Source organism: Pseudomonas citronellolis (assembly GCF_029335315.1).
Classification (GTDB): Bacteria; Pseudomonadota; Gammaproteobacteria; order Pseudomonadales; family Pseudomonadaceae; genus Pseudomonas; species Pseudomonas citronellolis_A.
Map to the genome: position 1 here is coordinate 1 of NZ_JARJLT010000020.1, position 13,261 is coordinate 13,261.

The 13,261-nt window shown below is 68.5% G+C and carries 8 protein-coding genes and 1 pseudogene; 3 read left to right on the forward strand and 6 right to left on the reverse strand.

Annotated elements, in window-relative coordinates; translation table 11 throughout:
• Positions 1-91: 91 nt before the first annotated feature.
• Positions 92-2,701 carry a bifunctional aconitate hydratase 2/2-methylisocitrate dehydratase gene (gene acnB / locus P3W75_RS00960; protein WP_276225494.1) on the reverse strand — a complete coding sequence of 870 codons (2,610 nt, stop codon included), beginning with the start codon at positions 2,699-2,701 and terminating at the stop codon, positions 92-94.
• A 391-nt stretch (positions 2,702-3,092) separates the two neighbouring features.
• Between acnB and P3W75_RS00965 the strand changes: the two genes are divergently transcribed.
• Positions 3,093-3,569: a DUF1289 domain-containing protein gene (locus P3W75_RS00965; protein ID WP_276225495.1), complete on the forward strand. Its 477-nt coding sequence runs from the start codon at positions 3,093-3,095 to the stop codon at positions 3,567-3,569.
• Between the two features lie 36 nt (positions 3,570-3,605).
• Here the strand turns inward: P3W75_RS00965 and P3W75_RS00970 are convergent, their stop codons facing one another.
• Positions 3,606-4,952 carry a class II 3-deoxy-7-phosphoheptulonate synthase gene (locus P3W75_RS00970; protein WP_276225496.1) on the reverse strand — a complete coding sequence of 449 codons (1,347 nt, stop codon included), beginning with the start codon at positions 4,950-4,952 and terminating at the stop codon, positions 3,606-3,608.
• A 224-nt stretch (positions 4,953-5,176) separates the two neighbouring features.
• On the opposite strand from P3W75_RS00970, the gene P3W75_RS00975 reads away from it, so the two are divergent.
• On the forward strand, positions 5,177-5,923 hold the full coding sequence (locus tag P3W75_RS00975; RefSeq protein WP_276225497.1) for a spermidine synthase: 747 nt from the start codon (positions 5,177-5,179) through the stop codon (positions 5,921-5,923).
• 3 nt (positions 5,924-5,926) lie between these two features.
• Here P3W75_RS00975 and P3W75_RS00980 read toward each other — a convergent pair whose 3' ends face one another.
• The 3 genes from P3W75_RS00980 to P3W75_RS00990 all read right to left on the reverse strand — a co-directional run bounded on the left by P3W75_RS00980 (position 5,927) and on the right by P3W75_RS00990 (position 10,216).
• Positions 5,927-7,588, reverse strand: a complete 1,662-nt coding sequence (locus P3W75_RS00980; RefSeq protein ID WP_276225498.1) for a ShlB/FhaC/HecB family hemolysin secretion/activation protein — start codon at positions 7,586-7,588, stop codon at positions 5,927-5,929.
• Between the two features lie 83 nt (positions 7,589-7,671).
• Positions 7,672-9,144, reverse strand: a complete 1,473-nt coding sequence (locus tag P3W75_RS00985; RefSeq protein WP_276225499.1) for a collagen-like triple helix repeat-containing protein — start codon at positions 9,142-9,144, stop codon at positions 7,672-7,674.
• 280 nt (positions 9,145-9,424) lie between these two features.
• Positions 9,425-10,216 carry a crotonase/enoyl-CoA hydratase family protein gene (locus tag P3W75_RS00990; protein WP_276225500.1) on the reverse strand — a complete coding sequence of 264 codons (792 nt, stop codon included), beginning with the start codon at positions 10,214-10,216 and terminating at the stop codon, positions 9,425-9,427.
• A gap of 303 nt (positions 10,217-10,519) precedes the next feature.
• Here P3W75_RS00990 and P3W75_RS00995 point away from each other — a divergent pair.
• Positions 10,520-12,261 (forward strand): annotated as a pseudogene (locus P3W75_RS00995) (DEAD/DEAH box helicase).
• 197 nt (positions 12,262-12,458) lie between these two features.
• Here P3W75_RS00995 and fabI read toward each other — a convergent pair.
• Positions 12,459-13,256 carry an enoyl-ACP reductase FabI gene (gene fabI / locus P3W75_RS01000; protein WP_276225501.1) on the reverse strand — a complete coding sequence of 266 codons (798 nt, stop codon included), beginning with the start codon at positions 13,254-13,256 and terminating at the stop codon, positions 12,459-12,461.
• Between the last annotated feature and the right edge of the window lie 5 nt (positions 13,257-13,261).

Below are 13,261 nucleotides of genomic sequence, written 5' to 3' on the forward strand. Positions count from 1 at the left end.
ACACATCCGGGCGTACCGAGCGCCACCAAAGCGAAATGACGGCCGAAAAAAAGCCCCGCACTTGGCGGGGCTTTTCCTGATGCCGAAAGGCTTAGGCTTGGACGACCGGAATCTTGGCCTTCGCAGCGGCTTCCTTGAACTCGGCGATCTGGTCGAAGCTCAGGTAGCGGTAGATATCGGCAGACATGCTGTCGATGTCCTTCGCGTAGGCCATGTACTCCTCGATGGTCGGCAGCTTGCCGATGATCGAAGCCACAGCGGCCAGCTCCGCCGACGCCAGGAACACGTCGGTGGAATCGCCCAGGCGGTTCGGGAAGTTACGGGTCGAGGTCGAGACCACGGTGGAACCGGTCTGTACGCGAGCCTGGTTACCCATGCACAGCGAGCAGCCCGGCATTTCCATGCGCGCGCCAGCCTTGCCGTAGATGCCGTAGTAGCCTTCCTCGGTCAGCTGGTGGGCGTCCATCTTGGTCGGCGGGGCCAGCCACAGACGGGTCGGAATGCCACCCTTGACCTTGTCCAGCAGCTTGCCGGCAGCGCGGAAGTGACCGATGTTGGTCATGCACGAGCCGATGAACACCTCGTCGATCTTGCGGCCTTGCACGCTGGACAGCAGGCGGGCGTCGTCCGGGTCGTTCGGAGCGCAGAGTACCGGCTCCTTGACATCGGCCAGGTCGATCTCGATGACCGCAGCGTATTCGGCGTCCTTGTCGGCTTCCAGCAGTTGCGGGTTGGCCAGCCAGGCTTCCATCGCTTTCGCGCGGCGCTCCAGGGTGCGGGCGTCGCCGTAGCCTTCGCCGATCATCCAGCGCAGCAGGGTGATGTTCGACTTCAGGTATTCGGCGATGGCCTCTTCCGGCAGCTTGATGGTGCAACCGGCGGCGGAGCGTTCGGCCGAGGCGTCGGACAGCTCGAAGGCTTGTTCGACGGTCAGGTCGTTCAGGCCTTCGATCTCGAGGATGCGGCCGGAGAAGATGTTCTTCTTGCCTTTCTTCTCGACGGTCAGCAGGCCGGCCTGGATGGCGTAGTAGGGGATCGCATGGACCAGGTCACGCAGGGTGATGCCCGGTTGCAGCTTGCCCTTGAAGCGCACCAGGACCGATTCCGGCATGTCCAGCGGCATGACGCCGGTGGCGGCGGCGAAGGCTACCAGGCCGGAGCCGGCCGGGAAGCTGATGCCGATCGGGAAGCGGGTGTGCGAGTCGCCGCCGGTGCCGACGGTGTCGGGCAGCAGCATGCGGTTCAGCCAGCTGTGGATGATGCCGTCGCCCGGACGCAGGGACACGCCGCCACGGGTCATGATGAAGTCAGGCAGGGTGTGGTGGGTCTTGACGTCGATCGGCTTCGGATAGGCCGCGGTGTGGCAGAAGGACTGCATCACCAGGTCGGCGGAGAAGCCCAGGCAAGCCAGGTCCTTCAGCTCGTCGCGGGTCATCGGGCCGGTGGTGTCCTGGGAACCGACGGTGGTCATCTTCGGTTCGCAGTAGGTGCCCGGACGCACGCCCTTGCCTTCCGGCAGGCCGCAGGCGCGACCGACCATCTTCTGCGCCAGGGTGAAGCCCTTGCCGGTGTCGGCGGGGGATTCCGGCTTCTTGAACAGGTCGGACGGGGCCAGGCCCAGTTCGGCGCGCGCCTTCTCGGTCAGGCCGCGGCCGACGATCAGCGGGATACGGCCGCCGGCGCGGACTTCGTCCAGCAGAACCGGGGTCTTCAGCTCGAAGGTGGTGACCACTTCGCCGCTGTCGTGACGGGTGACCTTGCCTTCGTACGGGTACACGTCGATGACGTCGCCCATGGCCAGGTTGGTGCAGTCGAACTCGATCGGCAGGGCGCCGGCGTCTTCCATGGTGTTGTAGAAGATCGGGGCGATCTTGGTGCCGAAGCAGAAGCCGCCAGCGCGCTTGTTCGGCACGTAGGGGATGTCGTCGCCGAAGAACCACAGCACCGAGTTGGTGGCGGATTTACGCGAGGAACCGGTGCCGACCACGTCGCCGACGTAGGCGACCGGGAAGCCCTTGGCCTTGACCGCTTCGATCTGCTTCAGCGGGCCGACGGAGCCCGGCTGGACCGGCTCGATGCCGTCGCGGGCCATCTTCAGCATGGCCAGGGCGTGCAGCGGGATGTCCGGACGCGACCAGGCGTCGGGCGCCGGGGACAGGTCGTCGGTGTTGGTTTCGCCGGGCACCTTGAACACGGTCAGGGTGATCTTCTCGGCGAGCGCCGGGCGGGCCTGGAACCACTCGCCGTCGGCCCAGGATTGCAGCACGGCCTTGGCGGCGGCGTTGCCTTTCTTGGCGCGTTCGGAAACGTCATGGAAGGCGTCGAACATCAGCAGGGTGTGCTTCAGTTGCGCAGCGGCGACTTCGGCCAGTTCGGCGTTGTCGAGGGCTTCGACCAGGGTGGCGATGTTGTAGCCGCCCTGCATGGTGCCGAGCAGCTCGAGGGCGCGCTTGCGGTCGATCAGCGGCGAAGCGGCTTCACCCTTGACGACGGCGGACAGGTAGCCGGCCTTGACGTAGGCGGCTTCGTCGACACCCGGCGGGACGCGGTTGGTGATCAGGTCGAGGAGGAATTCTTCTTCGCCGGCCGGCGGGTTTTTCAGGAGTTCGACCAGACCTGCGGTCTGCTCGGCGTTCAGCGGCTGGGGCACGATACCCTGGGCGGCACGCTCTTCTACGTGTTTGCGGTAGGCTTCAAGCACAGTATTTCCCTCATCAGTGGTCCCGTGGGACGCTCATCCAGGAGGGCTGTCCGATCCATTCGTCAGGCATGGTGGACGGTAATCCACGGACCTACGACGGCACCGGCAGCCTCCAGACAGAAGCTGTTTTCAAAGTTTTACGCCGGAGGGCCTGGGGCGAGAGGGGCTGGACGCTTGAGGGGGGCGCCCAGACCGCGAGGCCGCCGGAATCTGTGCTTCGTGACGCTTTGAAAACAGCTTCGAACGGGCATTGCGCCTTGTGAAAGGCGGGCCGATTCTACTGGAATTCCTGGCCGAAAGTAAGCGGCAATACGCTTGCCTGCAGGGTGATATTGCCTAGACAAAGGGCTAAGATGCCGTCTCGCCCCAAGCGCCAGAAACCGTTTCGCCCATGTCCTCCCAGCGCATCAAGACCCCCTGTGTCGGCCTCTGTTCCACGGTCTACGGCGACCTCGTGTGCCGTGGCTGCAAGCGTTTCCACCACGAGGTGGTGAACTGGAACCTGTATGGCGACGACGAGAAGCGCGCCGTCTGGAAGCGCCTGGAGGTGCTGCTGGTGCAGGTGATGGTGGCCAAGCTGGAGGTGTTCGACGCGCCGCGCCTGCGCGCCCAGCTGGAGCAGCGGCAGATCCGCTTCGTTCCCGAGCAGTCGCCGTATTGCTGGGCCTACCAGCTGATCGCCCGCGGTTCGCGGCTGATCCAGAACATCGAGGCCTACGGCGTGGCGCTGCTGCCGGAGTTCCGCGGCTGGGGCCTGCCGGAGCTGCGCGACGCCATCGACCGCGAGTTCTTCCTGCTTTCCGAAGCCCATTACGACCGCTATATAGCGCCGCGTTTCCTCAGCGAAGGCATGGACCTGCGCGTCTGACCGGGCGCCAGCCGCGCGCGGGCGCCGTTCGTCGGCTCAGCGCCGCGCCTGCTTCAGCGTCTCGGCGATGAGGAAGGCCAGCTCCAGCGACTGGTCGGCATTCAGCCGCGGGTCGCAGTGGGTGTGGTAGCGGTCGCTGAGCCCGGCCTCGGTGATCGGCCGGGCGCCGCCGATGCACTCGGTGACGTTCTGCCCGGTCATCTCGATGTGGATGCCGCCGGCGTGGCTGCCCTCGGCCTTGTGCACCTCGAAGAACTGCCGCACCTCGGCGAGGATGCTGGCGAAGTCGCGGGTCTTGTAGCCGCTGGAGGCCTTGATGGTGTTGCCGTGCATCGGGTCGCTGCTCCACAGCACCTGGCGGCCTTCGCGCTGCACGGTGCGGATCAGCCGGGGCAGGCCGTCGCCGACCTTGTCGGCGCCCATGCGCACGATCAGGTTGAGGCGGCCGGGGTCGTTGTCCGGGTTGAGGATGTCGATCAGGCGCAGCAGTTCCTCGTCGCCCATGCTCGGCCCGACCTTGACCCCGATGGGGTTGCCGACCCCGCGCAGCATCTCGACGTGGGCACCGTCCAGCTGGCGGGTGCGGTCGCCGATCCAGAGCATGTGCGCCGAGCAGTCGTACCAGCCGCCGGTGAGGCTGTCGCGGCGAATGAAGGCTTCCTCGTAGTTCAGCAGCAGCGCCTCGTGGGCGGTGAAGAAGCTCACTTCGCGCAGCTGCGGGGCGCTGTCCAGGCCGCAGGCGCGCATGAAGGCGAGGGTTTCGTCGATGCGGCCGGCGAGCTGGCTGTATTTCTCCGCCAGCGCCGAGTTGGCGATGAAGTCGAGGTTCCACTTGTGCACTTCGTGGAGGTCGGCGAAGCCGCCCTGGGCGAAGGCGCGCAGCAGGTTGAGGGTGGCGGTGGACTGGTGGTAGGCCTGCAGCAGGCGTTCCGGGTCCGGCACGCGGTTCTTCTCGTCGAAGCCGATGCCGTTGACGATGTCGCCACGGTAGGCGGGGAGGGTCACGCCGCTCACTGTCTCGTCGCCGGAGGAGCGCGGCTTGGCGAACTGCCCGGCCATGCGCCCGACCTTGACCACTGGGCAGCCGGCGGCGAAGGTCATGACCACCGCCATCTGCAGCAGCACCTTGAAGGTGTCGCGGATCTTCGCCGCGGAGAACTCGGCGAAGCTCTCGGCGCAGTCGCCGCCCTGCAGCAGGAAGGCGCGCCCGGCGGTGACCTCGGCGAACTGCCGGCGCAGCTCGCGGGCCTCGCCGGCGAACACCAGCGGCGGGTAGCCGGCCAGGGTCCGCTCGACGTCTTGCACGCGGGCGGCGTCGGGGTAGGCGGGTTGCTGCTGGATGGGGCGACTTCTCCAGCTTTCGGGGCTCCAGGTCTGGCTCATCGGTGGCTCGCGGGGGGGCAATGACGGGTATCCACCCATGGTATCACCGGGCGCGGCCACCTTCAGCGGGGCCGGGGCTGGTATCCTTCGCCTTCCATGAGCCCGCGGCCGCCGCCGCACTTGCCGAGCAGAGAAGCACCCGTGCGCCAGAACCCGCCTTCGAGTATCCGTCCGTATCGCCAGCCGTGCGCCGGCGCCCGTCGTCGTGGCCGGGGGGCGGCGGCATGAGCGAGGACCTGCTGATCGTCGAGGAGCGCGACGCCTACGGGGTGATCCGCGTGGTGGAGCAGGGCGGCTACCGCTACCTGGAGTTCGGCGAGGAAGTGGAGCAGAGCTGCGTGCGCATCGGCGACCCGGCCTGGCTGGAGTACGACTACTCCCGCGCCATGCTGTTCGGCGCGCTCTGCCACCCGGCGCCGCGCCGCGCGCTGTTCCTCGGTTTCGGCGCCGGCAGCCTGACCCAGGCCTGCCTGAAGTACCTGCCGCTGGACGAGGCCGAGGCCATCGAGCTGCGCCCGTCGATCCCGCGCCTGGCCCGCGAGCACCTGGGCCTGGTGGACGAGCCGCGCCTGCGGCTGCGCATCGGCGACGCGGTGGAGGAACTGGCCGGTTGCGAGCCGGCCGACCTGATCTTCCTCGACCTCTATACCGACACCGGCCCGGCGCCGGCGCACCTGGGTTGGGATTTCCTCGGCGCCTGCCGCGACAAGCTGCGCCCCGGCGGCTGGCTGATCATCAACCAGTGGAGCACCGACGACGGCCGCCCGCTGGGTGCGGCCCTGCTGCGCGGGCGCTTCCATCGTCACTACCTGGAATGCCCGGTGCCGGAGGGCAACGTGATCGTCTTCGTGCCCGCCGACCTCGAGCAGAGCCTGGAGCCGCGCGGCCTGAAGAGGCGCGCCAAGGCTCTGCAGGGCGACCTCGGCTACGACCTGGGGGTCTACGCCGAGGCGTTGCGCCCCGCGCAGTGACGCTCAGGGAATCTGGTAGCTGAGCGTCAGGTTCAGGCGCGGGCTGCGTTCGTTGTTGTCGATGGCGCGGTCGCCGAACGGCTTGGCCACCTCCACCCCCAGCACGTACTGCTTGCGGTTCGAGAAGCGCACGCCGAGCGCCGCCGAGCCGAGCTTGGCGCCGGGCAGGCCGTCGGCGTTGTACCAGGTGCGCGCGCCGTCGACCACGAAGTAGGGCTGTAGCTGGTTCATCCACCTGTTCTGCCAGAGGAACGAGTAGTTCGCTTCGTAGGAGGCACCCCAGCCCTTGTCGCCGGTGGCCTGGTCGTCCGGGTAGCCACGGCCGAAGTTGGCGCCGCCGTAGGTGATCTGCTCGGAGTCCGGCAGCACGTCGTGGGCCCACTGGAAGCTGACGTTGGCCACCCCCTGGACGCGCTCGCTGAACTGGTTCTGCTGGGCGCCGAAGCCCAGTACGCGGGTGAAGTCCCGCTTCGCCGGCGCCGTGCTCTGCGCGTCGAAGGCGTTCAGGCCCTTGTACAGGGCCAGGCTGCCGGCGCGCACCTGCTTCTCGGCGAACTGCTGGACCAGGGTGTCGACGCCGACCACCCGCAGCTTGCTGCGCAGTTTCACGCTGTAGGGGATGTTCGGCACCACCAGGTCGTAGCGGCTGGTGTCGTCGACCGTGTAGGCGCGCAGGTTGACGTCCCAGGTCAGGTCGCGGCGCAGCAGCACGGGAATCCCCAGGCCGGCGCTGACCCGTTCGTTCTCGCGCTTGCGCGCGTACTGCAGCGGGCCGAGCACCACGCGGTCTTCCGGGCTGGAGTTGTAGTGGCTGTAGCCGGCCATGACCTGCAGGCCGTTGTCGCCGAGCAGTTGGCTGTAGTTCCAGGCGCGGTAGTACTCCTTGTCGTCGCCGGGTGGGTAGAGGTAGCTGAACTGCAGTTGCTCGCCCCAGCCGAGCAGCGACGCCAGGGTGGTGTTGAACAGCCCGCGCTGGTTGCCGCGCCGCGAATCGAAGTCGACCCCGGTGGTGACGATCTCGCGCTTGCCGAGCATTTCCAGCACGGCGCCGCCGTCGGTGGTGGTCGGCGGGTTGAGGATCATTTTCATCTGCAGGCCGGGGACGCGGCTCATCAGCACGCTGAAGCGCTCGAAGCTGGCGCGGGTCAGCGGCTTCTCGGCCTTCAGGCGTTCGATCCAGCGGTCCACCCGCGCCTGGTGCGCGCCGAAGTTGCCGGCGCTGCGCACCTCGCGGATATGCCCCTCGATCAGCATGATGCGGCCAACGCCGGCGCTGAAGTCCTGGTTGGGCACGTAGGCGAAGGAGATGACGTAGCCGTCGTCCTGGTAGCGCTGGGTGATGGCCTTGGCCGCCGCCACCAGTTCGCCGATCTGGATGTCGCGGCGGGTCAGCGGTTCCAGCAGCGGCTTCCAGGTGCTCAGCGGGTAGTGTCCGCCGCCGGCGACCTCGATGCGCCGCAGGCGCACGCGTTGCTGGAGGAACTGTTGCGGCTGGCGGCTGGCTTCCGGAGTGGTGACTCGCGGCGCCTGTGGGCGGACGTCGCCACCGGGCAGGTTGGGTTTGGGCAGGCTCTGTTCGATGTCGGAACCGGGCAGCTGGATCGGTCGGTCTGCCCAGGCCATGGGGCTGGCTAACAACAGCGTTACTACGGCTAGCTTGCGCATCTGGCTCCTCCCTGAAACCGTTCTTATATGAGCGAGGGGCCAGATGCTGGCCCCTCGCCATACAGCCTAGGCGGAACTTCGCCTCAGTGCCCGGCCTTGCTGCCCAGCCCCAGGCCTGCGCCGAGGCCGCCGCCGAGCCCGTTGGTCACCCCGCCGATCAGGCCGCCCACCGCGTTCAGGGTGCCGCCGACCAGCCCGCCGGCGGCGCCGCCGCTGGTGCTGCCGGCGGCCACGCCCGCCCCGGCGCTGACCCCGTTGCTGCCGGCGCTGACTCCGGCCCCGGCGCCCACGCCGGTGCCGCCCGCGCCGACCCCGGCACCCACGCCGGCGGTGAGCCCGCCGGTGGCGCCGCCCAGGGCGCTGCCGACGCCGTTGAGCAGGCCGCCGACCGGGTTGCTGCCACCGCTGCTGCCACCCAGGGCGCCGGTGACGCTGGAGACCAGCCCGCCGACCGGGTTGCCGCCGCTGCCGGCGCCGCCCAGGGCATTGGTCACGCCAGCGATCAGGCCGCCGACCGGATTGCTGCCGCCACTGCCGCTACCGCTGCCACTGCCGTCGGGCGCCTTGACCAGGCCCCCGGCCGCGGCGACGGCCTGGCCGAGGTTGCTGACGGCGCTGCCGAGCGGGGCGAGGGTGGGGCTGCTGTCGCCGAGCTTGCCGCCGGTGGTGTCGACCAGGTTGCCGACGGTGCTCACCAGGTTGTTCACCGGCGCGCCCAGGCCGGTGGTGCTGCCGACCTTCTGGGTCAGGCTCTCGACGCCGCCGGCGACACCGGCGGTGGTGCTGCTGAGCTGCCTGGTCAGTGGGGTCAGCGGGCCGTTGGTGACGGCGCCGCTGAGCGAGTCGCCGAGCATGCTGATGTTGTCGCCGACGCCGTCCACCACCTTGCCCAGGGTATTGGTGACCGGTTTCAGCGGGGTGTTCGCGCCCACCGCGGCGACGGTGCCGCCCAGGTCGCTGACCGCGTCGCCGACGCTGCTCACCGCGCCGGTGGCGCCGGCCACGGTGGTGCCCACCGCGTTGGGGTTGCTGCCGAGCTGGCCGAGGCCGTTGGTGACGCCGGCGCCGAGGCTGTTGACGCCCTGGCCGACATCCTGGATGACGTTGCCGGCGCCGTCGGTCACGGCGCTGCCGACCACAGGCAGGCTGACACTCTTCACCGCGCTGCCGAGGTTGCTGACGGTGCCGCCGAGGGCGCTGACCGTCTCGCCGGTGTTGCTGAGGATGGTGCTGGTGGTGCTCGGGGTGGTGGTGCCGCCGGTTCCGCCGGTGCCGCCATCGGTGCCACCTGTACCGCCGGTGCCACCAGTGCCTCCCGTACCGTCGGTGCCGCCAGTACCGCCCGTACCGCCCGTACCTCCGGTTCCCGCGGTGCCGCCCGTGCCGTCGGTACCGCCGGTGCCGGTGCTGCCGCCACCGCCGTCGCCCGAAGCGCTGGCGGAATCACTGCTTCCGCTCGCGGAACTGCTGTGATGACCACCCTTGCTGCTGCACCCTTGCAGCGACAAGGCAACGACCAGAAGAGACAGTGCGAAGACGCGGATCGGACCAGACATTTCGGGCTCCTCCCTGAAGGGCTCTGGTATTCAGGGGAAGCTTCGGTCCAGCGTTCCGGAGCGCACTTCCACTGACTGCAGGCTCAGTTTTAGTGCTTTGTCGGAGGGCGCGAAATTGGAACTTGTATATAGTCGTTTTGTTGTTTTTATCCCGTTGATTTCCCGTGTTTTACTTATAACTTGGCGGCACTTTTCCGGAACTTTAATACATTCGATATAGCGCTTTTCGCCGCGTGCGGAAGTGCTGGCCCGAGTGCGCGCAAAGAATAACCGCGCAACTTCAGTTGCCGGTGAAGTTGCCTTCGCGTTTTTCCAGCAGGGATTGCAGGCCCTCGCGGGCGTCGTCGCTGGCCAGCAGCGCCTGCAGTTGCCGTGGCAGTTCCCGGGTTGCCGCCAGGTGCCCCTGTTCCAGTGCGCGGCGCGCCGAGGCGAGGGTGGCGCGCACCGCCAGCGGCGCCCGCCGGGCGATCCGTGCGGCCAGCTTCAGGGCCTCGGGCAGCAGCTCCTCCGGCGGGTGGATTTCCTGCACCAGCCCCAGGCGGCAGGCCTCGTGGGCGTCGAATTCGTCGCCGCTGAGCAGCCAGCGCATGGCGTTGCCCCAGCCGGCGATCTGCGGCAGGCGCAGGGTGGCGCCGCCGAGCGGGAGCAGGCCGCGGCGCACTTCCATGTGGGCGAAGCGGGCGTTGCTCGCGCACACGCAGATGTCCGCCGCCAGCATCAGCTCCAGGCCTATGGTGTAGCAGTAGCCGTGTACGGCGACGATCAGCGGCTTGCTCAGCCGCGGGCCGCCGAAGGTGCCCCAGGGGTCGATGGCGCCGTCCGGCAGTTTCCAGCCGGCGCGCAGGCGTTCGCCGACGTCGGCCAGGTCCAGCCCCGCGCTGAAGTGCTCGCCGTGGGCTACGATCAGAGCGCAGCGCAGCTGGTCATCGCGCTCGAACTCGCCCAGGGCCAGCACCAGTTCATCGAGCATGCGCTGGTCGAAGGCGTTGCGCTTGTCCGGCCGGTTCAGCCCCAGCAGCAGGAGGTGGCCATGACGTTCGAGGGTGACGCGGGGGACGCTGGCGGGGTTCATGGCGCGCGCTCCTGGCGGATGTGCCCTGCTGGGTATAGACGGCGGAGCGGCGATTGTGCAAGTCTTGACCGTTCGCCCTGTCGCAGCGGAAAAGCCACACATCCTCGGCGTTTTCCGCTATCATGCGCGCCGGCCTTTCACGGCGCCCTTCGCGACACGATCTTTCGGAGCCTTGGCGCTTCGGCTGTGTGCCCGCCCTTGCGGGCCTCCTTGACGTATTCTTCCAATAGCACACATCGCAAATCCCCGCTTCCAGCTGCCTGGGTGACTTCACTGTCGTACAGGGCATGCGCAGCTCGGCCATTGGGTCTTTGCAGATGTCTTTAGAGGCAAAACCCATGACCCAGGAAACCGGCGGCTTCGCCGCGCTCGGCATTCATCCCAGTATTCTCGCGGCCATCGCCGCCGTCGGCTATGAAGAGCCGTCGCCGATCCAGGCCCAGTCGATCCCGGTGATCCTCGAAGGCCACGACATGATCGGCCAGGCCCAGACCGGCACCGGCAAGACCGCCGCCTTCGCCCTGCCGCTGCTGTCGAAGATCGAGCCGACTCGCCGCGAGCCCCAGGTACTGATCCTGGTGCCGACCCGCGAGCTGGCGCTGCAGGTGGCCACCGCCTGCGAAACCTATTCCAAGCAGATGCCCGGCGTCGGCGTCGTCGCCGTCTACGGCGGCGCGCCCATGGGCCCGCAGCTCAAGGCCCTGCGCCAGGGCGCCCAGGTCCTGGTGGCTACTCCCGGCCGCCTGTGCGACCACCTGCGCCGCGACGAGAACCTGCTGAGCACCGTTGGCCGCCTGGTCCTCGACGAAGCCGACGAGATGCTCAAGCTCGGCTTCATGGACGACCTCGAAGTGATCTTCGAAGCCATGCCGGCGACCCGCCAGACCGTGCTGTTCTCCGCGACCCTGCCGGCCTCGATCCGCAGCATCGCCGAACGCCACCTGAAAGAGCCCAAGCACGTCCGCATCGCCGCCAAGACCCAGACCGTGGCGCGCATCGAGCAGGCCCACCTGATGGTCCACGCCGACCAGAAGGCCGCCTCCATCCTGCGCCTGCTGGAAGTCGAGCAGTTCGACGCGCTGATCGGTTTCGTGCGCACCAAGCAGGCCACCCTGGACATCGCCGAGCTGCTCGAGCGCCAGGGCTACCGCGCCGCCGCGCTGAACGGTGACATCCCGCAGGCGCAGCGCGAGCGCGTCATCGAGTCGCTGAAGGACGGTTCGCTGGATATCGTCATCGCCACCGACGTGGCCGCCCGCGGCCTGGACGTGGCGCGTATCACCCACGTGCTGAACATCGACATGCCGTACGACCCCGAGTCCTACGTGCACCGTATCGGCCGTACCGGCCGTGCCGGCCGCGAAGGCCGCGCGCTGCTGCTGGTCACCCCGCGCGAGCGCCGCATGCTGCAGGTGATCGAGCGTGTCACCGGGCAGAAGGTCGGCGAAGTGCGCCTGCCGGATGCCGACACCGTGCTGGAAGCGCGCCTGTCGCGCCTGGCTTCCAGCCTGCAGCCGCTGCTGGAAACCGCCGTCGCCAATCGTGGCGCCGTGCGCGACGAGCTGTGCCGCCGCCTGGGTACCGACGCCGAGACCCTGTCCGCCGTGCTGCTGGCCAAGCTCACCGAAGGCAAGGCCCTGGACCTGGAGTCGGTGCGCCGCGAGCAGCCGCTGACCCCGGCCGCCCCGCGTGAGCGCAGCGAACGTTACGAGCGTGGCGAGCGTTCCGAGCGTCCCGACCGCGGTGGCGAGCGCGGCGAGCGTTCTTCCTCCTCCGAGCGCCGCCCGATGGCCGCTCCGGCTGAAGGCAAGGCGCGCTGCCGCACCGCCCTGGGCGCGCGCGACGGCGTGGCGGCGAAGAACCTGCTGGGCGCCATCCTCAACGAGGGCGGCCTGTCCCGCGAGGCCATCGGCCGCATCCAGATCCGCGAGACCTTCAGCCTGATCGAGCTGCCGGAAGACGGCCTCGACCGCCTGCTCGGCAAGCTCAAGGACACCCGCGTCGCCGGCAAGGCCCTGCGCCTGCGCCGCTACCGCGAGGATTGATCCGCGCGCCACGCGTAGCGATCGCATGAAAACGCCGCATCCGGGCAACCGGGTGCGGCGTTTTTCTTTGTGCGCCGTAGGGGCGCGTCCCTGAAACCGTAGGGCGCATAACCGTTCGCGGTTATCCGCCGAGGGCCTGGCGCTGAAGCTCGGTGGCGGATAACGCCGGAGGCGTTATGCGCCCTACGAAGCCCTGTTCAGCGGTCTTCCAGCGGGCCCATCGCGGTGGTGTTGAAGCCGCCGTCGACGTAGAGGATTTCGCCGCTGATGCCGCTGGCCAGGTCCGAGCAGAGGAAGGCCGCGGCGTTGCCGACTTCTTCGATGGTCACGTTGCGCCGCAGCGGAGTCTGCCGTTCGCTGGCGGCGAGCATGCGGCGGAAGCTCTTGACCCCGGAGGCGGCCAGGGTGCGGATCGGCCCGGCGGACACCGCGTTGACCCGCGTGCCCTCCGGCCCCAGGCTGGCGGCCAGGTAGCGCACGCCGGCTTCCAGGCTGGCCTTGGCCATGCCCATCACGTTGTAGTTGGGCAGGCTGCGTTCGGCGCCCAGGTAGGAAAGGGTGAGCAGGGCGCCATTGCGGCCCTGCATCAGCTCGCGGCCGGCCTTGGCCAGGGCCACGAAGCTGTAGGCACTGATGTCGTGGGCGATGCGGAAGCCGTCGCGGTGGGTGACCGTGGTGAAGTCGCCGTCGAGCTGGTCGCTCGGGGCGAAGCCCACCGAATGGACGATGATGTCCAGGCCGTCCCAGTGCTCGCCCAGGGCGTGGAACACCGCGTCGATGTCCTCGTCGCGGCCGACGTCGCAGGGGAAGCACAGCTCGGCGCGGGAGCCCCAGCCGGCGGCGAACGCCTCGACCCGCTCGCGGAGTTTTTCGCTCTGGTAGGTGAAGGCCAGTTCGGCGCCTTCGCGGTGCATCGCCGCGGCGATGCCCGAGGCGATGGACAGCTTGCTGGCGACGCCGACGATCAGCGCGCGCTTGCCGGTGAGAAAACCCATGGTGC